Below are 22103 nucleotides of genomic sequence, written 5' to 3'. Positions count from 1 at the left end.
AACTGACCGTAAAAATAAAAATGCGGTCAGTTTTATTTTTTCTTTCAACAATTTGAGATATGATTTTCTGGTAAGCGTTATCAAATAAGGAGGGTAATTTATGTTACCGAATAATTTTATATGGGGAGCTTCAATCTCTGCGCATCAAACAGAAGGAGCGTTTGACGAGGATGGGAAGTCTCTTTCTGTTCAAGATGTTAGACCGCGCGAGTTGGATATTGCTGATTTTAAAGTTGCAGCTGATCACTATCATCGTTATGATGAGGATATCAGTTTGTTAGCACAAGCCGGAATTAAAGCTATGAGAATTTCAATTCCTTGGACCCGCATCATTCCAAATGGAACAGGTTCAGTTAATCAAACTGCGATTGAACATTATCATCAGGTTTTTAAAACCATGCATGAAAACCAGATTGAACCGTTTGTGACGACATATCATTTTGATTTGCCAGAAAGTCTTCAAAAACAAGGAGGGTGGTTAAACGAAAAAACGGTTCAGGCCTATGAGCAATACGTTCGAGTTTTATTTAATGAGTTTGGCAACGAAGTTAGTTACTGGCTAACGATCAACGAACCTAATGTAATGTTACTAGCTGATCGAAAAATTTTGGGATTTACTTATTCCCATACGGAGCGTTATCAAGCATTTTACAATTTGATGATAGCTGAAAAAATTGCTTTTAAACTTTGTCATGAGATTTGTCCTCAAGGAAAGATTGGTCCGGTTCCTAATATTTCCGAGGTTTATCCTGGCAGTGCACGGCCGAAGGATATTCGAGCTGCTGGGTATTTTAATGCTGTTAGAAATTGGTCCTACTTAGATTTTTCAGTTCGTGGAATCATTAATCCAATTTTCCAAAGCTATTTACATCAAACTGGTATTGAAATGTTGATCAAACCTGAAGATACAGAACTTGTAACTAGTAATTTTCCTGACTTTTTAGGGATGAATTACTATACTACAGTGACTGTTGAAATGACTAAAAAGGGACAAGATCGGACCAACGGAATTAGTGACCAGCAGTCAGAAGATGTTTATGAAGACGGATTCTATAAAGGGCTTACTAATCCCTTTCTGCAAAAAAATGAATTTAATTGGACTGTCGATCCACTAGGATTAGAGACAACATTGGAAACCGTCAATGATCGCTACCACTTGCCAATTTACATCACAGAAAATGGACTTGGTGCTTATGATGAACTAACATCTGACCATCAAGTTCATGATGATTATCGTATTAGTTATTTAAAGGATCATTTGACAAGTATCGAAAATGCAGTTAATTCAGGCGTTGATGTTCGCGGATATTTGCCTTGGTCTGCTATCGATTTAGTAAGTGTCCACGAAGGGATGAAAAAGCGTTATGGTTTGATTTACGTCGATCGGACTGAAGATGACCTAAAAAATTTAGCTCGATATCCAAAAGACAGTTATTTTTGGTATCAAAATGTGATTAAGAATAATGGAGTTTAATCAATGCAAAAATTATTTGACTTTTTAAATAAGTATTTACTGCCACCACTAAATAAAGTTGCTAATACTAAAGTTGTTCGAAGCATTATGAATGCGAGTTTAGCGGCTGTTCCATTTACGATCGTGGCTTCAATCTTTTTGATTTTAAATAACTTGCCAGCAATTTTTCCTTTTGCGGCGACTTTTTTTCAGAATACAATCTTGAAATTTAGTGCTTTTTATATGTTAGGTAATACGATGGCTTTAGGAAGTCTTGCTTTGTATTACTCCTTATCTGTGGGATATTATTACATCGAAGAATATCGACAAGCTGGAGAAACTAAGCTGAATTCTTTTACTGGAGCATTACTCTCGATGTTTGCCTTTTTGATGACGATTCCTTCAATTTCTTGGACAAAGGGTTCTGCTCAAGCGCTCAGTAAAACGGTGGCTCCAAATAGCCAAATTGTTAGTGGAGTATCGCTAGTTAACGGTTGGATTTCACGTTTTGGTGGGGTCGGGATTTTCATTTCGATTGTAACAGGAATTATTGCAATTCAGTTGTATCGTCTTTGTGTGAATAAGAATATAACTATTAAAATGCCAGAAGGGGTTCCAGAAGGTGTGAGTCGCTCTTTTGCGTCATTAGTTCCAGCAATTTTGGTTGCTTTTGTAATGATCGTTCTCAATATAATTTTGGGGTTAATGAACACGGATTTGCACAATTTACTATCAGCTCCGTTTGGTTTCGTAAAGAATTTAACTGGCTCATGGTTGGGATTAATGATAATTTTGCTTTTGATTCATTTGTTATGGGCAGTTGGTGTACATGGGACTGCGATCATCAAAAACAGTTTTATTAACCCAATTTTGTTGGTTGCTTTAACTGAAAATATTAATGGTCACCACAATATTTTCGCGGGAGATTTCATTAATATGTGGGTCTTTATTGGTGGTGCTGGAGGCACTCTTGGTCTGGTTCTGCTGATGACTTTTGCAGCTAAATCAGATCAATTGAAAACTCTTGGAAAAACTGCAATTTTGCCTGCAATTTTTAATATTAACGAACCTGTAATTTTTGGTGCGCCAATTGTTTATAATCCTTATCTGATCGTTCCGTTTATTTTAAATCCAATGGTGCTGGCGTCAGTTGCATATTTTGCGATTAAGCTTCACCTTGTAGCCTACGTTAATAGTGCCATCGCCTGGATTTTACCAGTTGGGATGGGAGCATGGCTTGGAACTAGCGGTAATTTACCAGCAGTTCTTCTGGCGTTTATTAATCTGCTCCTATCGGTTATAATTTACTATCCATTCTTTAGACTATACGACAATAATTTGTTAAAACAGGAGCAAAAGAATAATTCTTAGATATGAAGAATTCACTTGGTAATGTTTACCAAAGGCGTAATGATGAACTTGAGTATTTGAAGATGCATAAAAAGTGCTCGATTGCGCAATTGCTAGATCATTTTAAAGTTTCATCGACTACGATGAATCGTGATTTGGCTCTCTTGGTAAAAAAACAATATATTTTAAGAGAGTACGGCCAAATAATCTGGGTAGGAGATCTTTATCAAGAACCAGAAATATTAAACCTTTCTGCTCAGAAATATCAAAATCGTATTGTTGAACTAGCCAAAAATTATCGCTCAATTTTTGTCAATGCTAGCCCGATTGCCGCTGAACTTATTGAAACATTAAGTCAATTTACAGAGTTAAAAGTTATCACTAACTGTGTACCAAATGACCATAGCATTAATAGTGCTCAGATTGTTTATCTCGGCGGTTACTTGCACAAGAATCATAATTATTCTTTTTTTGCGGGAGATCTGGTCCTCAAAAATTTGAAGTTAATGTCAGCAGAGGCATCTTTTATTTATGCGACTGGTATCACAGAAAAAATGTTTACAACTCAAACTCTAGAACAATCATTGATTGATCGAACAATGGTGGAAAATACTGAAGTTAGTTATTTTTGGGACGGCAATTTCACGATTAAAAATCGAGGCAATTTTATGATTAGTAAACGAACCACAAATACTCAGGTTATTGGACTCTAATGAACATGGGGGAATTCCTACCGTGTTCTTTTTTTGCTCTTTTTTTAAAACAGAGTATGATATAAGTATAAAATGATTGGGGGATAAGACATTGAAAGTAACTAAGGAAGAAGAATTGAAAAAGTTAGGACTTTTAACTAAACAACAAGTTTTAACCGAATTGAATACCTCAGAGGAAGGACTAACCACGATTGAGGCTCAAAATCGTTTAGTTAAAGATGGTCCTAACAAAATTAATTCAGAAAAGCCGACACCTCCTTGGTTATTGTTTATTCAAGGTCTTGAGGATCCTTTTGTGATCGTCTTAGCATTTTTAATGATTGTATCTTTCATTACAGGAGATCCAAGCGCTGGTACGGTTATGGCCGTAATGATTGTTGCTAGTGCTATTATTACTTTTGTTCAGCAATATCGTTCACAAAAAGCAAGTTTATCTCTAAAAAAGATGATCGAGAACACTACTGCTACTACCCGTGATGGTAAAATTACCGAGATCTCAATGAGTGAAGTTGTTCCAGGAGACGTTGTCAATTTAAAAACTGGTGACATGATCCCGGCAGATGCTTATTTGATTTGGACTAAAGACCTTTTTGTTAACCAATCTTCATTGACTGGTGAATCGATGCCAGTTGAAAAGATAACGCAAACTGTGACAAATGACACCAATGAATCAGCGCTCGATTTAAAAAACTTGGTTTTCATGGGAACTGATGTAATTAGCGGTCAAGGCAAAGCAGTTATTTTAAAAACAGGTCAAAATACCTTCTTTGGCGATATTGGAAAAACTGCAACGAGTCAAAGAGGGAAAACCGCTTTTGATCAAGGAATTAGTCGTGTTAGTAAACTTTTAATCCGAATTATTATGGTATTATTTCCGCTAGTTTTTTTGCTAAACGGATTAACCAAAGGTAATTGGAGTGAGGCATTCTTTTTTGCTATTGCTGTTGCAGTCGGCTTAACCCCTGAGATGTTGCCGATGATTGTAACCACAAATCTTGCTAAAGGGGCTATGACTCTTTCAAAGAATAAAGTTATCGTTAAAGAACTACCTTCAATTCAAAATTTAGGCAGCATGGATGTGCTTTGTACCGATAAAACTGGCACTATCACTGAGAATCGGGTTGTTTTAGTTTCTCATTTAAATCCTGAAGGTAAAGAAGATGATCAGGTTTTACAAATGGCTTATTTAAATGCCAACTATCAAACTGGTTGGAAAGAATTAATGGATCAAGCGATTGTTAAGTTTTATCAAGAAAAGGGATTCACCGAAAAAAATTCAATTAAGAAAATTGATGAAATTCCTTTTGATTTTTCTCGGCGCCGCCTCTCGGTCATTGTTGAGGAAAATGATCATCAAATTATGGTTACCAAAGGAGCCGATGAGGAAATGGCTGCGATTTGTAAATATGCTTTAATTGATGGCAAAGAAGTTCCAATAACCCCAGATGTCCGTCACAAAATGACTCAAGTTTCAACTAGTTTAAATCAAGAAGGAATGCGAGTTTTAACGGTCGCTTACAAAAAAGATGTACATACAGGTCCAACTTATTCAGTCAAAGACGAGTGTGACATGATTTTAGTTGGCTTTGTTGGATTTCTTGATCCGCCAAAATCAACGGCTAAACCTGCAATTGAATCCTTGCACCAACATGGAGTAGTAGTAAAGGTCTTGACAGGAGATAATGCCATTGTGGCCCAAAAAGTCTGTACAGAGGTTGGGATTGCTGCCGATGAGTATCTGTTAGGAAATCAAATCGATCAAATGTCTGATAATCAGTTAAGTCAGAAAATTGAATCTATTAATCTTTTTGCGAAGCTTAATCCGATGCAAAAATTACGAATCATTCAGGCTTTACAGAATGCTAAGCATACAGTTGGTTATATGGGAGATGGGATTAATGATGCACCGTCTTTGCGTAAAGCTGACGTTGGGATTTCGGTTGACACGGCAGCTGACATAACTAAAGATGCTAGTTCGATTATTTTATTAGAAAAAAGTTTGAATATCTTGGAAACCGGAGTGATTGAAGGGCGGCGTGATTTCTGTAATATTATGAAATATATTAAACTTTCGGTCAGTTCAAATTTTGGTAATGTTTTTTCGATGTTAATTGCAAGTGTTTTTTTACCGTTTTTGCCGATGATGTCGATTCAAATTTTAGTGCAAAATCTTCTTTATGATTTAGCTCAAACATCAGTTCCATGGGATCATGTCGATGCTGAAGATGTAGAAAAACCAGTGCAGTGGGGGATCAATGGTTTACTGAAATTTACTTTGTGTATTGGTCCAGTTAGTAGCATTTTCGATGTAATGACTTTTATTGTGATGTGGTTCGTTCTCGGAGCAAATACTGTTAGTCAGCAGCATATTTTTCAAACGGGTTGGTTTATGGTTGGTCTAACAACTCAAACGATTGTTGTTTGGTTGATTCGTACTAAGAAAATTCCATTTATCCAAAGCAGTCCCTCAAAGCCAGTGATTTTCTCGGGTTTAGCAACGATTTTGATCGGTTTATTGATTGTGTTGAGCCCGCTGCGTTCGGTGTTCAATTTTACCAAACTTCCGTTAGCTTATTGGGGCTGGTTTGCTGGCATTATCATCGCTTATTCCGTAACAATGGAAATTGCGAAGAAAATTTATATCAAAATCAACAAAAGTTGGATTTAGACTTCATCAAATTATCCAAATTTATTTTTAGAAATGGAGTATAATGGATAACATTCTATAAATAGATTGGAGCAATTTTTTTGAGAAAGAAACTACTAAAACTTGTCCAGATCCTATTAGTAAGCTTGATTTCTTATTACGTTATCTTTTTATCCTCATTTTTAACAATTTCCTCATTTAGATCAGTTTTACCTTATTTCAAAATGTTACTTGGATTAAAAATTTTAACTTTTATTTTTGTTATATCCATGTACCTGGTTTTGCTCGCACTGACAAATTCAAATTGGATTGGTACAACCATTTTGCTGGTAGTGAGCTTTGCCTTCGCCTTTATTAATCGCGTTAAATTGACTTATCGAAATGAACCTTTTTTACCTAGTGATCTCAGTATGGTTAATTCCTTGCCTCAATTAATTCATATGATAACTTTTAAGCAAGTGATGTTAGTGATCATAGAAATAGCGGCAATCATCGGACTCAGCTTTTTAGCTTTTCGAAAAAATAACCGCAAGTTCTTTCAAGGCAAGAAATCTAGGATTATAACCTTAATTATTTCGCTGGTTTTTTGCGGAGGTTTTTCTACGATTAGTCAAGCGATTTTGAAATATTCTTTTATAAATAGCAATTTATTTATCCCCAACCTCTATTACTGGTCTAGTTGGGGATTTTATATGTCTTAAATATCCGAAATGTGATAGTTATTACGGTTACTGCCGCCTTTTTTTAATCAGTGAGCCCCAATTGGTCTAGTTAAAATACCGAATAAATATTGTTTGGTAATCAGATTATCAAAGTTGAAACAATATTTCATAAACTAACTCATTTACGTTTTTGGATTATAGAAAAGCTGATTTGTTTGTTTTTTTAGGTTCACTAAATAACCACTATTAATATTTTTTTGAAATAGTGCTATATTATTCTTGTAATCAAAAATAACCTATTGGCGCTTTGACGTCGGATTATAAGAATATTTCTGATTTTTGGTAATCAAGATGTACGTCGTTCTGAGAAGGCGGTGCATCGAAGCAATGGCAATCTTCTTAGTCGAATGAGACGAAGCAGATTGCTTTTTGTTTCGGTAATAATCTGCAACATGCATCTGTTTAGTGCTTTTTGTGCTTGTTGCTGCCACAATATTCATAACCATCTGGTAAAGAATCTTGCGGGCATACGGATTACCTCGTTTACTGATATGATCAGCTGCTTCGTAATTTCCCGACTCGTAGTGTCTTAGGTCAATTCCCACAAAAGCATTTACTTTATTAGCTGACGTAAATCGTCTAATGTCTCCAATTTCAGCAATAAATAGGACTGCCGTAACCTCTCCAACCCCTGGAATACTAAGTAAGATTTCGTATTCTGGTTGATCTTGTGCTAATTTGGTCATTTCCTGGATTAATTCATGCTTTAAATCTTGGATTCTAAGTGCTTCACCCGCCCAATAGTGAACCTGTTTAACTATACTTGAACTATTGTTGACAGCAGGATGACAGGTTTGTGCTAAATCTTGCAATTTAACAGCAATTTTTAGTGCCCTGGCTTGTGACATTCTTTTGTCGGTAGAACTAAGAACAATTTCTGCAAGTTCCTTAGTTGTGTCCACTGGTACCATCGTACTTAGAGGATACTTCTTAACCAAGTTCCAATAGAGCGTGCCATTAGGAGCGCTCAGAATTCTCTCGATACTTGGAAAAGTCAGCTGGAGTACTCGATGAAGCCTGGTCTTAGCTCTAACTAGATCAGTATTGATTTCCTGGTAAAAACGGCTTAAATCTTTTAGCTGTTCATAAACGGGGTCCTGCTGATAACTGGGTTTACGGTTAAATTGAAACTGAGTTTGAGCCAGATTGAAAGCATCAGTTGCGTCAGTTTTACGAGGACGTAAACTATCCAACTGTTTCTTGGCAACCAAGGGATTAAGGCAAGTATATTGATACCCATGATCTTGTAGCATTCTTTGTAAACTGCGAGAATAGACCCCTGTTGCTTCAAAGACAATCTCCGGTTCTTTAACCGAGTTAAGATCATTTAAAAGGCGATCAAAACCGATTTGATCATTGTCAAATTTATATTGGTTCACGACATTTTGATTAACCGAGATGGCCACATTTAAAGTTTTGCTGCTAATATCAATTCCGAAAACAGTTCTCATTATTTAGTACATCCTTCCTTGAAGTTCAGTTCATTAAATCTTTACTTATCTAATTTTCTATACTCGACGACTTGCGTCCAACATTCTAAGAACAGACCTTAATAAAGATCATGAAGTTGCCAGTTTTTTATGCGACGACTGAGCGCCAAAACCTCCTGCGACTTTTGCCAACTTCACGCCTACTTTATCATTAAAAAAAGTAGTGAATAGTTGATTCCGTCGAATCCATCTATCCACTACTAATCTTAGAATGTTTTCTACGATTAGTTCTAATAAAAGTCCCGTTCACGATTTAGCTTTGAAATGGAACAATAATCCCTTTTTCTGGGATCCGGAATGGGGAGCAAAACGAAATGGTCCTCTTTTAACCTTTGTTAATTATCTCAATATAAAAGTTATGGATGAACCAGTTGATTATTCTGAGGAAACCATGCAAAAGATTTATCGAAAATATGAGAAGAAGTCTAAGGAAGCTAATAAAAATCGGCAAAACCCAGGTTCGACCGACGTTGTAATGATTTTAAGTGAAAGCTTTAGTGATCCAACACGTGTGAAGGGGATTGACTTAAATGAAGATCCAATGCCTTTTACTCGTGATTTGATGGAAGGCAATCCTAGCGGAATGATGATTAGTAATGGATATGGCGGTGGAACGGCGAATATGGAGTTTCAAGCCCTTACTAGCTTGGCTCTGGGTAACTTTTCAATGTCAATGACTAGTCTTCATATGCAGCTTGCAATGAAAATGACGGATCCTTTTACAGTTAATAATTTGTTCGATCGAAGTATCGCAATTCATCCTTATAGCGGGGAGGTGTATAATCGAAAAAATGTTTTGAAAAAATTCGATTTTTCAAAATTTTACAGCCAAGATGGTCCACAAACTTTTCCTTACAAAGAACATGCGCAAAATAATCCTTATATCGATGATGCTTCTCTTTATCAGTTTGTTTTAAAACAAATCAGGTCCAACAAAGGATCAACTTTTTATCATGTTTTATCAATGCAAAATCATATGCCATACGACAGTAACGAATATCCAGAAAACGATTTTAAGGTCCAAGGAAAGATTTCAAAGAAAGAGCGAACGCAGATTGAGTCATATGCTAAAGGTGTCAATTTAACTGATCAAGCAAATGAAGAATTTATCGAGCAGTTAAAGAAAATTAAGAAAAACGTCATTGTCATCTTTTATGGTGATCACCTGCCAGGTATATATAGTAATGCAGACTTTAATAAAGATGGTATCTTAATGCACGAAACCCCTTACTTTGTTTGGTCTAACCACCTTAAGCTGGATAAATCTGCTGCACCAAAATTAACCGGTCCTTACGGATTTGGCAACATCGCTTTTGATACTGCTAATTTTAAGCTAACCCCTTACTATGAGTTATTAACCGAGGTGACGAAAAAATTACCAGTGATTACCTCAAATATGAAAAGTGATGATCGTTTAAACCTGGAACGAAGTAAAATTCAGCTGGTTTCGCAAAGGACAGAGAAATTAGTGGACCCGGATAAATTAAGCGCGCAGGAAAAGAAAATTTTGCACGAGTATCAGTTGGTTCAGTATGATCTTTCGGCAGGAAAACACTATTTACCAGAAAAATTTACGAAAAAGTAAAAAAAGACCCATTATGAGTCTTTTTTTTAATCAGCTATACGATTTTTGATTTTTCTTTTGAATTCAAGCTTTTCTTCTTTTGCTTGTCTTGTTTTGTCTCTCCGTTCGTCTAAATAATCCTCAGCTTTATCATTATCCGACTTTAAATCGGTATATTTTTTTTCGTAATCAACATATTGCTGATCTAATTTTTTTTGCTGTTTTGCATTACTACATCCGGTAAAACAAATCATTAGACCCATCAACAAAAAGATTGTTCCGATTTTAATTTTTTTCACCTTTAACCCCCTTCAAAGCCACATAAGGTATAACCTTGGGCAACTGCGTTGTCTTTAGTCATTTGAGTAGTACTTTTTGCTCTGTTAAGCCCTCGACAATTAGGGTCAAAGTGATAACGTTTGCCTGAAGTTGGGGCAATCCAGACCATTGCTCCTTGGGGGTCTTCTTTTTTCTGTTCATTTTGAGCTTGCTGACTTTGGGCACTTGCTTGAGCCGCTGCTCTTTGTTGTTCCTGCTCTTTTTGTGCTTGTTGTTCAGCAGCAAGCTGTTTTTGTTTCTCTTCTTCTTCCTGCTGTTTCTTTTGTTCTTCTTTAGCTGCGGCTTCTTGTTTCTCTTTTTCTTCAGCCGCCTGCCGTCTTTCTTTTTCTTCCTTTTCAAATTCAGGTTTTTGCTTATTATAAGCAAGTTCAGCCTTCTTGCGATCGTTTTGGGCTTTTAAAAGTTCTTTATCTGCTTCTTTATCAGCAGTTTTTAAACTCTTGCTCCGACTTTTTTCGTCGTTATAGTGGGCCTTTATGTTGCTGACTTCATTAGCTGTATAATGAGGTCCAGGCGAGTTGTTGACGCCTCCAAGGCCTGCAGTTGTACAAATTAAAACTAAAGCAGTTAAAGCTTGTAGTGTAAATTTCTTCTGTTGTTTAATTTTTGCATGAACAGAGTAAAGCATAAATGCAGAAATCAAAACAAAAGCAATTTTAATAGCAAATATCATTTTCTCTCCTTAAAAATTAATATCGATCTATTCGATGGGTTAGAGTTAAGACCCAAAGAAAACCCCAAATTAAAACAAAAACGACGGGATTCAAACCACTTAGAATTGCCAAAGGGATACTCCAACCAGCAACTTCTCTTATGACTCTGCCATAACGAGCAGTTGCATGAAGAGCTTTGGGCTCAAAATTTTGTGGCAATTTTTCCTTAGAAGACATTACTCATATTCTCCTTTCTCAATTCGTTATCCTTATTATCTTATCATTTTTCTGAAATTTTTTGCAGAATTACCATAAATCCGGTAAAATTTTTCTTAATACATTTTCAAAGGGAGGATTTATGGCGAAGAAAAAATTAAGCAGCAGTTTGTCTTCATTTCAAATGCAAATGATTGCTTTAGGGGGCACTATCGGTGTAGGCTTATTCTTAGGATCGGCAGCTGCAATCCAATGGACTGGTCCTTCTATACTAATTTCATATATTTTGTCTGGTCTGATTCTTTATATCATTATGCGAGCACTTGGCGAGATGATGTATTTACGCCCGATTACTGGATCTTTTGCCGATTTCGCGTCAGATTATATTCATCCGTTTGCAGGTTTTTTAACAGCATGGAGCAATATTTTTCAATGGGTTATGATCGGGATCAGCGAGGTCATTGCAATAGGACAGTATTTACAATTTTGGTGGCCAAAATATCCCACTTGGATTACTAGCTTTATCGTAGTTATTTTTCTTGCTCTCGCCAATTTAGCATCAGTGAAAGTTTATGGAAAGTTGGAATCATGGCTTTCATTAATCAAAGTTTTTACAATCATTATTATGTTTATCTTGGGAATGTTTGTGATTTTGTTTGGCTTTGGCAATCACGACCAAGCAGTTGGAATCAGTAATCTGTGGTCGCATGGCGGATTTTTCACGGGTGGCTTTAAGGGATTTATGTTTTCTTTATCCATGGTGATCGCTTCTTATCAAGGAATTGAAATATTAGGAATCACCGCAGGCGAGGCAGATAATGCTAAAGAAAGTATCATTAAGTCTGTACGTTCGATTGTTTTTAAAGTAATGATTCTCTACGTTGGAGCCATCTTTGTTATTTTGGCAATTTATCCTTGGAATCAGATGGGAAATATTGGTTCGCCTTTTGTGAAAACTTTTTCTAAAGTAGGAATTACTTTTGCAGCGGGAATTATTAATTTCGTTGTTTTAACTGCTGCACTATCTGGATGCAACTCAGGAGTTTTTAGTGCAAGTCGGATGATGTATACGTTAGCTGAAAATGGTGATTTACCAAAAGTGTTTACAAAAGTTTCCAAACGAAAAATTCCCTATTGGCCTGTCGTTGCTATCGTTGTGGGAATTTTAATTGGTAGTTTAATCCCAGTATTCTTTAAATCAGCTAAAGATATGTTTGTTTTAGTTTTCGGGGCAAGTGTCTTACCAGGGATGATTCCGTGGTTTGTTATTCTGATTAGCCATCTGATGTTTGTGCGCCGACATGAAGAAGAACTGGTCGATCATCCGTTTAGACTACCGGGCGCACCTTGGATTAATTACGTAACGCTAGTGATTTTAGTAATGATTGTGACCTTTATGTTCTTTAATCCTGAAACTACTGCTTCGATTATGATTGGTCTTGGTTTTGAGATTGTGATCAGCGGTGTTTACGTTATTAAGTATTTTTTAACTGAACAATAAACTTTTTTAATTGTTTTTGAGTCAAAAGTATAAATGCGTTATAATTTATTTTTTAGGGAGAATATTTAAATGGAAGAAAATGATTATCAAACAAAACTTAAGTCGATTCCCAAAAAGACGTATCTTTTAATTTTGGCGGCAGTTATAGTGGTTATTGGTGGAATGATCTATTTTAAAAATCGAAAAATAGATCTATTATCAGAACAGAACGTTACGATTAAATTTAACGGTTACGAGGGAAAAGGAACAGGTAGCGTTGATGACAGTAATTTTAGAACTAAAGCGGTTCAAACTTTATCTAATAAAGCCGGTCTAAGTATCGATTCAAAGGACAAACTTGTTAAAGCTTTGACAAATGATTCAAGTCTTGAAAAATCAGATTTTTCAGCTTCAGAGATCCAGAAAATTGAACAAGTTGAAAAGTGGTACAAGAATCTTAGTTTAGAAATTACCCCTTCGTCGAATTTGAAGAATGGACAAAAGGTTAAACTAGTTTTAAGTGTCATTGATCAAAAAAATACTCCGATTAAACCTGCAAGTAAAACGTATACAGTCAAAGGGTTAAAGGAATTTAAGAAAGAGTCGACAAAACCCATTTTAAACAGTATTAAAGTTAAATTCGCGGGATTTCAGGGGCACGGAGTTGTAATTTTAACCAGCAAAAAGTTCAATAACGAAATTTTTGAAATTAAGAAAAATGGTAAATTGATTAATGGCGATTTAATTCAAATTAATCTGCCTGATTCAGCTTTTTCAAAAGAGGGGGTCGTCTATGAAGGTAAAAAATATCTAACTGCTAAAGTTTCCGGCCTCAAAGACCTTTCCAAAATATCAAATGTCGATGAGCTTAAAAAATTCTCAGATGACCTTAATGAAAATGATCATCCTGACAGTATTTACATAAATAAGAAATTCATTGGCATGTACGCGGTTCCAGATTCAATTCACCGCCAATCGACAGCTTATAGTGATTTTGATACACCGTTAGTTAGCAGTCGGGTAAAGATTAATGATCCAACGATGAAAACTGATTCGCTTAATAAAGTTCGGATCGTTTCAATTTACCAAAGAGAGTATAAGGAGATTAAAACTCCTGAACCTATGAATTCTGAGATTATTATTAAAGGGCTTGAAGATAACGATAATAATTTAGATTTATCCCAAATCAATTCTAAAGAAGATACCCAATCTGCTGATTTTTCAAACACTTTGACCATCGAGCAACATAATCTAGAAGTGGATGGAATTAAGCTACGATAAGAAGAATTTCAATGATTCTTCTTTTTTTATACTCGAACTTTATCATAACTTTATTTTGAACTGCTAAACTTAGCTTCATTAAATTAAGGAGCTAAAATCTTGGAAAATCAAAAAATTATCATTTCAAAAGTTACTAAAATGCACCACCAAAAAAGAGTTTTAGATCAGGTTTCGTTTGAAGCACATCCGGGTCGTGTGACTGCATTTCTCGGACCAAATGGCGCAGGTAAGAGTTCAACTCTTCGAATTCTTTTAAATTTAGATCGAGCGCAATCAGGTCAAGCAACTTTTGCCAATCGGAGCTACAACCGTTTTAATTGCCCGCTTAAAATGGTCGGCACTTCTTTTGATGGAATTGGCGGAATTCCAAGCAGGACGGTAAAAACGCATCTTAGAATCATCGCAGCCAGTAATGGAATTTCTAAAAATCGAATTTATGAAGTACTAGAGCTTGTTCACCTCACTGATAAAATCCACGCTAAACTCGGAAGTTTATCGCTTGGTGAAGGGCAACGTTTAGGCATTGCGATTACTTTGTTAGGAAACCCACAATTTTTAATTTTTGACGAACCGACTAATGGTTTGGATCCACAGGGCATTAAATGGTTTCGTAATTTTATCCGTGAACAGGCAGAACTTGGAAAGACGGTATTGTTATCCTCGCATTATTTGAGCGAAATTGAAGCAGTAGCAGACGATTTAGTGATAATTAAACATGGAAAAATTGTATTGACTGGCGAATTGCATCAAATTTTGCCTAAGTTAAAATCTTTAGAAGATTTGTTTTTTGATCTAACCGAAGAGGGGGCATAAAATGCTAAAAATACTTCGAAGCGAATGCTTAAAAATCATTTCTAGTCGCAGCTTTTGGGTGATTTTAGTACTTGCGATAGTTCTTCAACCGTTAATGGGTCTAATGGAAATAAAAGAAATTGTCAAAATTGGACTTGATGCAACACCAGCAACGAATCCGGAGTTGACAGAAGCTATTGGTCCCCTTAAATATTTAGGATTTGACGTAACAGACCTAGGTCTAATGCCAATAGTTGTCTGGGGTGCAATTATGGGGGCACAAGAATTTCGAAATCACAATTTAAGAACAACCTTACTTTCAGTTAATAATCGTGTGAAAATTTTGGCAGGAAAAATCGGTGCTTTTTCGTTTTTGACAGTCTTGATCGCCTTTTTCTCAATTTATTTAACAGTAGGAATTACTCATGTTTTTCTCGGTAGCAAAGGCTTAAATCCGATTCTTTTAAGCTCAGCAACTTGGCAGCATCTAGGTCTTACTGTTATCAATTGGTTATTGTTAAGTTTGATCTCATTTGGTTTGGGATTTATTTGTCGGACGCCCATTATTCCTTTGGTATTTATGATTGCGCAAATGTATGGAATGACAGATAAGTGGACGTGGGGTCATTATTTACCAGTCGCTGCTGGCAATGATTTACTTTCAGTCCATTCTTTTAACTCGATCATGATATTATTGGGATGGTTGATCATTTCTATTACTCTAGCTTACTATTCATTTATCAGACTTGATTTGGGAGGCAAATACTAGTGTTTAGAAATATTTTACAAAGTGAATCAATCAAATTTATCACCAATCCGTGGTGTTTAATTGGCATGCTTAGTGCAGTCGCTTTTGCGGGGTTAAAAAATGGCATGTACTTAGGACAGGCAGGTTTAGTTATCACTTCGTCAGTTTTCATTGGACAAGAATATCGTAATTTAGAGTTGAGGACAAGTTTGCTAACGGCTCCTGCTCGCCTGAAATTATTTGGTGCGAAATTATTTTTATTAACTTTCGTGACCTGGATAACAGGTTTAACCTCGTTTTTAATTGCCAGAGAACATTTTTCGCTAATGATTTTACTTAGTTGGACTTTTATCGTTTGGTTAAGTGCATTTATTTCAATGATTACTCGTTCACAAGTTGTTCCACTGACAATTTTGTTTTCACTTATTTTAGGATTTAGCCAAATGCTTTTTAGCTTTTTTAAAATTGCTAAATATTTGCCGGACCTAGCAACGATGAATTTATTTCTTGTTCAACCACACAAAAACATGTTAAATCCCACTCAAGGTTTATTAGTTCAGCTTGTTTGGGTTTTGGTTCTGAGTTTTTTAGCCTTGATTGTTCAAGCCAGAGACCTTAAATAAAAGGAGAGATAATTTGCCTGCCAAAATTCTAATTATTGAAGATAATCCCGATCTTTCCAAAATGATTGATTTGTATTTAAAAAAATCTAATTATGCATCGAAAATTTGTGCTAGTGGAGGTCATGCGATTAATATCTATGAAGAATTTGGACCTGATTTAATTTTGTTGGATCTAATGTTACCTGAAATAAATGGCCTAGAAATTCTTGCTGAAATTCGACTTCATTCAACAATACCAATCATTATTATTAGTGCTAAAGAAAGTGAGAGAGACCGAATTACAGGTTTAAAACTGGGTGCTGATGATTATGTCACTAAACCGTTCTCGCTAAAAGAATTGATCGCTCGAGTTGATGCCCATCTTAGGCGTCAAAATTATCAAATAACGCCAATGGTTAGCTACAATGACATTTCTATAAATTTGCTAGCTCAAAAAGTAACAAAAGGGGGGAGGCTCGTTAATCTCACCACAAAAGAATTTGCCGTACTGCAATTTTTTGTAGAGCATCCCGCGCAAGTTTTAAGTAAAGAACAAATCTATAATCAAGTTTGGAGCTACGATCAATTTGGAGATCTGAACACAGTCACAATCCATATTCAAAAAATTAGAGAAAAAATGCCAAATACTCATGGAATCACTACCGTCCGTGGGAGTGGATACCGCTTTGATGGAGAATTACATGAAAAAAAGTCTTAACAATGAAGTGATTAAATTAACAGTGCTTCTTTTATTGTTCCCATTTTTAATGTACGTCTTTTTGTCCTCCGATCCCATTTATAGTATTATTCTTTGGGTCATTTTGCTCTTTTTACCAGTATTGATTACTAGGTTTATTAAAAAAAGAATTTTACGACCTCTTAAAACACTTACAGAAGAAACGAAGAGAATTGCAACAGGCGATCTTTCCCATGAGATGATTGTAGAAAATAATGATGAAATTGGTAATTTGATCAAAGCTTTTGACCAGTTGCGCTCAGAACTTGCTCAGAAGTCTTTGGAACAAAAAAACTTTGAACGCTCTCGTGAAGATTTTGTTGCAAGTATCACTCATGATTTAAAGACCCCCCTTGGCATCGATCGCTGCTGCAACTGAAATATTGCAAGATGGCATTTGTGATAATCCCCTTGAATATTATGAGGTAATCCAAAGAAACGTTACCTTATTAAATAATTTGACACAAGAGTTAAAGTTATCGATTCCAAAAATTCCAATTAATCTTCAAATTATCGATGTCAAAACCTGGGCTCAAGATCTTATTAAAGAGGTTCGAATGGAAGCTCCTCAAGCAGCTATTTATACTAAATTAACTAATAGCACAATAAATGGTGATTTAATCCAATTAAATCGAGCGTTAAAAAACATTCTAGCCAATTCGTATCGATTTTCACGAAATGTTTTAGTTTTAAAATTTTTTGAGGAAACAGGAAATTTAAAAATTCAAATTAAAAACGATGGAGCCCAGATCACAAAAAAAAAATTACCTTTAGTCTTTGAGCGTTTTTACAGTCAAAATTGCGATAACTCTGATGGACATCTTGGACTGGGTCTTTATGTTGCAAAGCAAATAATTAAAGTTATGGACGGTGAAATTACTGCCAAGCTTACAGGAGAAATAATTTGCTTTGAAATCAGTTTGCCGATTATAATGAAACCAAATGAGAAAAAATAATTTTTGTTCATTAATTTTAATAATCGGAATCTTATTAACTGGATGTTCTGCAAAACCAAAAAAAGTTGAAAAACAAGTTCAAATGAATACAAAATCTACTTCAACAAGTTCAACTAATTCGAGCAGAAAAAAGCTTAATCCAATTTTAAGTTCGGGCTGGTCTAAAGAGAAAGATCAAGCTTTGTCTGAGATGATGCACTCCTGGCAATCAACAAAAAAAGATCAATTTGTCGGAACTTATGACGGAGAAACGCCAAAGCAATATGGTTTGGTGTTTCCCGATGATCTTAAAAGAAATATTTTCTTTTGGGGCAATCGTCCAATTAGTTTGAGTTGGCAGCCAACCAGCGATAAAAATGCAGAATTTGGAGTTGTTGCTGTAGCTTGCTCAGATAACCAGACGACGTACTTGTTTACTCTTCATGATGGTAAACCGGTTGTTTTGTGTTCTCAAAAAGATGATGATGGGAAAATGGTTTTTTATGATTCACAAAATTTTGCATTGCAAGCAGGTTTTGCAAAAATTGTTACAGGAAAAACTTTACAACAATTAAACGTTTCTCAGGAAATGCAAAATGGAAAAATCCCGCCAAACTACCGACATTTATGGCACTATTATAATGATTATACCCAAAAAGTGGAACAATTTGATCTGACTCATCAACCTGAAGAGATGAAATTATCTTCTCTTGCTGACAAGTGGATTTCAATCGAAGATCCTGAAGATGACGGAATTGATTATTTTAAAATGCGGCTACGCTATCGCTTCTTTAATGGACAGCAAATTCTCGTTGCTATTTTAAAAGACGAAACGGCCTTTAATTGCTATTTAGATGTAAAACAAGCTGAACAATTGCAAAATTATCAGTATGGCGATGAAGATGATTAATCTTTTCAAAATTTATCAAAAAAGCTAAAACCTTGTTTTCTGAAAATCTTGACATTTTTCAGAAAACAACTATCATACTTTAAGTATCGTTAGTTAACTAACGATTTTTTGGAGGTGAATTTGGTGGTTCATGATACCGGAAGATTACTGAAAATAGCAGGGCGCCAACTAACAAAAAATTTTGACCAATTTGCTAGCAAGTATGATTTAACAGCAACACAAATGTCAATAATTGATCATTTAGCTCGAAATAAAACCGAAATTTTGCAACGAGATTTAGAAGAAGAATTCAATATTAGACGTTCGACAGCGACTTTGATTTTACAGCGAATGGAAAAAAAGGAACTAGTGAAACGCACAACAGCCAGCCATGATGCCCGCCAAAAGGCAGTTATTTTAACAGCTAAAGGGGAGCATTTGGTAGAAATAGTCAGTGATTATATGAATAATCAACAAGAGTTATTACAGAAAAAATTTTCAAAAAATGAAATCGATATATTCGAAAAAATTTTACATTACTATATGGGGGATTATAAATACTAATGCAAGAGAAAAAATTAAATAAGAAAGTCATAATGTCAATTGTAGCTGCGGGAATCATGTCATTTTGTGGCGTGTTAGTTGAGACTGCAATGAATATTACTTTTCCAACTTTGATGAAAGATTTTAAAGTTGATACCCAAACAGTGCAATGGATGACAACAGGTTGTCTTTTGGTTATTGCCATGGTGGTCCCGTTATCAGCAATTTTAAAGAAAAACTTTTCAACAAAAGGAATTTTTCTTTCTGCCAACCTTTTATTTATGTTTGGAGTAGTTATTGATGCTGTTGCTAAAGATTTTACTTTACTATTGATTGGCCGAATGATTCAAGGAATTGGGACTGGGTTGGCACTACCGTTAATGTTTAATATTATTTTGGAGCAAGTACCATCAAATAAAATTGGCTTAATGATGGGAATTGGTTCTTTAATTACTGCTATTGCACCAGCGATTGGACCAACTTACGGCGGCTTAATCGTGAATGGTTTAGGTTGGAGATTTATTTTCGTTTTACTGCTACCAATTTTGATCATTTCTTTAATCATGGGTAGTTATTCAATTACGCAAGTGAGCAAAATTAAAAAAACTCCCGTTGATATTTTGGGAATTATAAGTATTATTTTGCTTTTCGGAGGTTTAATTCTCGGTTTTAGTAATTTAGGCAGTATGAGTATTTTTAGTCTTGAAGTCGGCGGCTCTTGGATTGTGGGGATTTTAGGGTTAGTACTTTTAATTTATCGAAATAAAGTAGCGACTCCCATTATTAATCTGGATGTTTTGAAAAATAAACGCTACGCTGGACACGTTATCAGTTTCTTTTTCATTCAGCTATGTAGTTTAGGAATTTCTTTTATTTTGCCTAATTATATTCAATTAGTTAATCATCAAAGCGCAACGGTAGCGGGTTTAATCGTTTTGCCCGGTGCGGCAATGGGAGCAGTTTTAGCTCCAATTAGCGGCCAAATTTTAGATCGGTTAGGTGCGCGAAAGCCAATCTTATTTGGTGCATCAATTTCAGTTATCGCGTTAATTTTATTTACAATTTTTAGTCGAAATTTGAATTTAACTTGGACCCTGATCATCTATTTTATTTACATGTCAGGGATCGGTTTTGCATTCGGAAATATCATGACCAGCGGATTGCAAAATCTAACTTTAGATGAGCAAGCCGATGGTAACGCAATTTTAACTACTTTACAGCAGTTTGCTGGAGCAAGCGGTACTTCAATTGTAGCCGCGATTATCGCTCAAAGTCAGAACCAAAAAGGGGTAAATATAGCAGTTTCAACTGCTAATGGAGCACATAATGCGTTTATCGTTTTATTGGTATTAGGGCTCTTGGCATTAATTATTCTCAGCCGAGTGGTTGTGAATCAGAAAAAATAACTAAAAAAGGACTTTAGTCCTTTTTTAGTTATTAATATAAAACCTACAGTTAGGTCGATGAACGAAATTATGTTGACCATAATGATGCATTTTAGACATTTGTTCAAACATTGGCTCGCTCATTCTTTTGCGAGCTTTTTCCATCCATTCCCGTCGAAGGCGTTCGTCTTCATCACTTCCAACCTTTTCTTCTAGCTCATCAATAATTCGATCAAGATATTCGCCAAATTGGCTCAATTCCTCTGGATTCAATGTATCGAAAGGACTATCGATTTCCGGACTTTTTTCTGCCGCGTCCCGGCCTTTATTAGTTAAATGAATTATTGTAACTCTTTTATCCTCTTCAGATAGAGATTTCTCAACGTAGCCAGATTTTTCAAGTTTGTTAAGTAATTCATTTAAAGACTGCATACGAATATTTAGAAGAAAAGAGAGATCCCTAGTTGAGATTGATTCTTGCATTTTTAAAAGTGCTAAAACTCTCCCTTGACCAAACATAGGATCTGCAAAAGGTCCGTGATCTACACGATTTTTCATATGCCATTTTTTTAGTAACATTTGAAGATGCATTAGTTTATGTTGAATATCTCTGTTTTCCATTTCTTACTTCCTCTCAAAATAAAACAGGTACCTTATATATTAAGTTATACAGGTACCTGTTTTAATTGTCAAGCTATTTATAATTGAATTTTTTATTTGACTGAGCATTTAAATTGGATTTTTAAACCATTCTTTTACCTGTTCAATCAGACTATTGGATTCATGCGCTGGTTCTTTTTCATCCTTAATATTTTCACTCGGTTCAAGATCGACGAGATTGCGATTCTTGAGTGGATTTTTGGGCTTGGTGGTGACATTAAAAGAAATTAAATTCTTTTCTGGGACGGGGGAGAGCAAGAGAGTTTTTGATAGTTTCTGTTTAGTTCCACCAGCTAATCCAACACAATTGATCGTATATTTTCCAGGTAAACGGTTTTGAACGATTTTTCCTTGATTTCCAAAATATTCAATCGTGTCTCCATTAACAAAAACGGTGACATTTTTTAAATTTGTTTTTACCGTCATAGGGATAGGTTTTAATAAAACTCGGTAACGCGGATAAAGTCCCAGAATTTTGCCAACTTCTATTACTTGGACATTACCTGAATTGGTCGCGTGCTCTACTTTTTCTTTCATGACAAGACGCTCTTTATCTGAACTGAGATAAAGTTCACTTAAAGGTTTTAATTCTTCAACGGGCAAAGGACGCTTGTTACTATCAACTGCAACTTGCGCGATTTCTTCAGGATTTTTACTGGTAATTTGCTTGGCCATTTCTTTAAGCTGAGAGTCGCGACTATAATAAAACTTCCCATAGACATAAAGGCAACCAGTCGCTAAAATTAAAACAGAAATCGCAATTAATGGTAAATAAAACGCTAGAGACAAATGGTGTTTAGTATTTTTAGTCCTTGTCAAATGATGTGGCTCGCAACGAGAATTAGTGTAAATTTTATTTTTTTTCATTTAACTACCTCACATTTGCAAATATTATAGCTTAATAA

Annotated in this window: 22 protein-coding genes; 16 read left to right on the top strand and 6 right to left on the bottom strand. The window is 35.4% G+C overall.

Annotated features, from left to right (window positions below):
* Positions 1–100 precede the first annotated feature (100 nt).
* From R8495_RS05840 to mgtA, 4 genes are all read left to right on the top strand, one after another.
* Entirely contained in the window at positions 101–1474 is a 1374-nt protein-coding gene (locus R8495_RS05840) for a glycoside hydrolase family 1 protein (RefSeq protein WP_317634549.1), read from the top strand.
* A 3-nt stretch (positions 1475–1477) separates the two neighbouring features.
* On the top strand, positions 1478–2824 hold the full coding sequence (gene celB / locus R8495_RS05835; protein WP_317634548.1) for a PTS cellobiose transporter subunit IIC: 1347 nt from the start codon (positions 1478–1480) through the stop codon (positions 2822–2824).
* Between the two features lie 2 nt (positions 2825–2826).
* Positions 2827–3516: a DeoR family transcriptional regulator gene (locus R8495_RS05830; RefSeq protein ID WP_317634547.1), complete on the top strand. Its 690-nt coding sequence runs from the start codon at positions 2827–2829 to the stop codon at positions 3514–3516.
* Positions 3517–3607: 91 nt separating this feature from the next.
* A complete protein-coding gene (gene mgtA / locus R8495_RS05825) occupies positions 3608–6184 on the top strand; it encodes a magnesium-translocating P-type ATPase (RefSeq protein WP_317634546.1) in 2577 nt (858 codons plus the stop codon).
* Between the two features lie 937 nt (positions 6185–7121).
* On the opposite strand, the gene R8495_RS05820 is transcribed toward mgtA, so the two are convergent.
* A complete protein-coding gene (locus R8495_RS05820) occupies positions 7122–8336 on the bottom strand; it encodes an IS110 family RNA-guided transposase (RefSeq protein ID WP_317634545.1) in 1215 nt (404 codons plus the stop codon).
* 250 nt (positions 8337–8586) lie between these two features.
* On the opposite strand from R8495_RS05820, the gene R8495_RS05815 reads away from it, so the two are divergent.
* Positions 8587–9960, top strand: a complete 1374-nt coding sequence (locus tag R8495_RS05815) for an LTA synthase family protein (protein WP_317634544.1) — start codon at positions 8587–8589, stop codon at positions 9958–9960.
* A 26-nt stretch (positions 9961–9986) separates the two neighbouring features.
* On the opposite strand, the gene R8495_RS05810 is transcribed toward R8495_RS05815, so the two are convergent.
* The 3 genes from R8495_RS05810 to R8495_RS05800 are packed head-to-tail and all read right to left on the bottom strand — an operon-like array spanning position 9987 to position 11168.
* Entirely contained in the window at positions 9987–10238 is a 252-nt protein-coding gene (locus tag R8495_RS05810) for a hypothetical protein (protein ID WP_317634543.1), read from the bottom strand.
* Positions 10239–10240: 2 nt separating this feature from the next.
* On the bottom strand, positions 10241–10951 hold the full coding sequence (locus tag R8495_RS05805) for a hypothetical protein (RefSeq protein WP_317634542.1): 711 nt from the start codon (positions 10949–10951) through the stop codon (positions 10241–10243).
* Between the two features lie 16 nt (positions 10952–10967).
* On the bottom strand, positions 10968–11168 hold the full coding sequence (locus R8495_RS05800) for a hypothetical protein (protein WP_317634541.1): 201 nt from the start codon (positions 11166–11168) through the stop codon (positions 10968–10970).
* 121 nt (positions 11169–11289) lie between these two features.
* Here R8495_RS05800 and R8495_RS05795 point away from each other — a divergent pair, with 121 nt between their 5' ends.
* The 11 genes from R8495_RS05795 (at position 11290) to R8495_RS05745 (ending at position 20559) form a co-directional block, all read left to right on the top strand.
* A complete protein-coding gene (locus R8495_RS05795; RefSeq protein WP_317634540.1) occupies positions 11290–12648 on the top strand; it encodes an amino acid permease in 1359 nt (452 codons plus the stop codon).
* 69 nt (positions 12649–12717) lie between these two features.
* Positions 12718–13908 carry a hypothetical protein gene (locus R8495_RS05790; protein ID WP_317634539.1) on the top strand — a complete coding sequence of 397 codons (1191 nt, stop codon included), beginning with the start codon at positions 12718–12720 and terminating at the stop codon, positions 13906–13908.
* Positions 13909–14046: 138 nt separating this feature from the next.
* A complete protein-coding gene (locus R8495_RS05785) occupies positions 14047–14721 on the top strand; it encodes an ABC transporter ATP-binding protein (protein ID WP_317636595.1) in 675 nt (224 codons plus the stop codon).
* Between the two features lies 1 nt (position 14722).
* Positions 14723–15469 carry an ABC transporter permease gene (locus tag R8495_RS05780; RefSeq protein WP_317634538.1) on the top strand — a complete coding sequence of 249 codons (747 nt, stop codon included), beginning with the start codon at positions 14723–14725 and terminating at the stop codon, positions 15467–15469.
* Positions 15469–16071, top strand: a complete 603-nt coding sequence (locus tag R8495_RS05775) for an ABC transporter permease (protein ID WP_317634537.1) — start codon at positions 15469–15471, stop codon at positions 16069–16071. The genes R8495_RS05780 and R8495_RS05775 overlap by 1 nt, the downstream gene beginning before the upstream one ends.
* A gap of 13 nt (positions 16072–16084) precedes the next feature.
* Positions 16085–16768, top strand: coding sequence for a response regulator transcription factor (locus tag R8495_RS05770; protein WP_317634536.1), 684 nt, complete (start codon positions 16085–16087; stop codon positions 16766–16768).
* Positions 16752–17165 carry a HAMP domain-containing protein gene (locus R8495_RS05765; protein WP_317636567.1) on the top strand — a complete coding sequence of 138 codons (414 nt, stop codon included), beginning with the start codon at positions 16752–16754 and terminating at the stop codon, positions 17163–17165. Before R8495_RS05770 ends, R8495_RS05765 begins: the two co-directional genes overlap by 17 nt.
* On the top strand, positions 17140–17742 hold the full coding sequence (locus tag R8495_RS05760) for a sensor histidine kinase (protein ID WP_317636566.1): 603 nt from the start codon (positions 17140–17142) through the stop codon (positions 17740–17742). The genes R8495_RS05765 and R8495_RS05760 overlap by 26 nt, the downstream gene beginning before the upstream one ends.
* Positions 17729–18631, top strand: coding sequence for a DUF4767 domain-containing protein (locus R8495_RS05755; protein WP_317636565.1), 903 nt, complete (start codon positions 17729–17731; stop codon positions 18629–18631). The genes R8495_RS05760 and R8495_RS05755 overlap by 14 nt, the downstream gene beginning before the upstream one ends.
* A gap of 123 nt (positions 18632–18754) precedes the next feature.
* Positions 18755–19174: a MarR family winged helix-turn-helix transcriptional regulator gene (locus R8495_RS05750; RefSeq protein ID WP_317636564.1), complete on the top strand. Its 420-nt coding sequence runs from the start codon at positions 18755–18757 to the stop codon at positions 19172–19174.
* A complete protein-coding gene (locus tag R8495_RS05745) occupies positions 19174–20559 on the top strand; it encodes an MFS transporter (RefSeq protein ID WP_317636563.1) in 1386 nt (461 codons plus the stop codon). The genes R8495_RS05750 and R8495_RS05745 overlap by 1 nt, the downstream gene beginning before the upstream one ends.
* Before the next feature lie 24 nt (positions 20560–20583).
* Here the strand turns inward: R8495_RS05745 and R8495_RS05740 are convergent, their stop codons facing one another.
* Together R8495_RS05740 and R8495_RS05735 are read right to left on the bottom strand one after the other, a co-directional pair.
* Positions 20584–21159 carry a MarR family winged helix-turn-helix transcriptional regulator gene (locus R8495_RS05740; RefSeq protein ID WP_317636562.1) on the bottom strand — a complete coding sequence of 192 codons (576 nt, stop codon included), beginning with the start codon at positions 21157–21159 and terminating at the stop codon, positions 20584–20586.
* Between the two features lie 108 nt (positions 21160–21267).
* On the bottom strand, positions 21268–22065 hold the full coding sequence (locus R8495_RS05735) for a zinc ribbon domain-containing protein (protein WP_317636561.1): 798 nt from the start codon (positions 22063–22065) through the stop codon (positions 21268–21270).
* Positions 22066–22103 lie beyond the last annotated feature (38 nt).

It is taken from the genome of Xylocopilactobacillus apicola (assembly GCF_033095985.1).
GTDB lineage: Bacteria > Bacillota > Bacilli > Lactobacillales > Lactobacillaceae > Xylocopilactobacillus > Xylocopilactobacillus apicola.
This window is presented reverse-complemented; position numbering and strand designations above follow the sequence as displayed.

Bases quoted from the DNA above. Each gene is read 5' to 3' on its own strand.
- R8495_RS05840 (WP_317634549.1), top strand. From the start codon at position 101: ATGTTACCGAATAATTTTATATGGGGAGCTTCAATCTCTGCGCATCAA.
- celB (WP_317634548.1), top strand. From the start codon at position 1,478: ATGCAAAAATTATTTGACTTTTTAAATAAGTATTTACTGCCACCACTA.
- R8495_RS05830 (WP_317634547.1), top strand. From the start codon at position 2,827: ATGAAGAATTCACTTGGTAATGTTTACCAAAGGCGTAATGATGAACTT.
- R8495_RS05820 (WP_317634545.1), bottom strand. From the start codon at position 8,336: ATGAGAACTGTTTTCGGAATTGATATTAGCAGCAAAACTTTAAATGTG.
- R8495_RS05815 (WP_317634544.1), top strand. From the start codon at position 8,587: ATGTTTTCTACGATTAGTTCTAATAAAAGTCCCGTTCACGATTTAGCT.
- R8495_RS05805 (WP_317634542.1), bottom strand. From the start codon at position 10,951: ATGATATTTGCTATTAAAATTGCTTTTGTTTTGATTTCTGCATTTATG.
- R8495_RS05800 (WP_317634541.1), bottom strand. From the start codon at position 11,168: ATGTCTTCTAAGGAAAAATTGCCACAAAATTTTGAGCCCAAAGCTCTT.
- R8495_RS05795 (WP_317634540.1), top strand. From the start codon at position 11,290: ATGGCGAAGAAAAAATTAAGCAGCAGTTTGTCTTCATTTCAAATGCAA.
- R8495_RS05790 (WP_317634539.1), top strand. From the start codon at position 12,718: ATGGAAGAAAATGATTATCAAACAAAACTTAAGTCGATTCCCAAAAAG.
- R8495_RS05785 (WP_317636595.1), top strand. From the start codon at position 14,047: ATGCACCACCAAAAAAGAGTTTTAGATCAGGTTTCGTTTGAAGCACAT.
- R8495_RS05780 (WP_317634538.1), top strand. From the start codon at position 14,723: ATGCTAAAAATACTTCGAAGCGAATGCTTAAAAATCATTTCTAGTCGC.
- R8495_RS05765 (WP_317636567.1), top strand. From the start codon at position 16,752: ATGAAAAAAAGTCTTAACAATGAAGTGATTAAATTAACAGTGCTTCTT.
- R8495_RS05755 (WP_317636565.1), top strand. From the start codon at position 17,729: ATGAGAAAAAATAATTTTTGTTCATTAATTTTAATAATCGGAATCTTA.
- R8495_RS05745 (WP_317636563.1), top strand. From the start codon at position 19,174: ATGCAAGAGAAAAAATTAAATAAGAAAGTCATAATGTCAATTGTAGCT.
- R8495_RS05740 (WP_317636562.1), bottom strand. From the start codon at position 21,159: ATGGAAAACAGAGATATTCAACATAAACTAATGCATCTTCAAATGTTA.
- R8495_RS05735 (WP_317636561.1), bottom strand. From the start codon at position 22,065: ATGAAAAAAAATAAAATTTACACTAATTCTCGTTGCGAGCCACATCAT.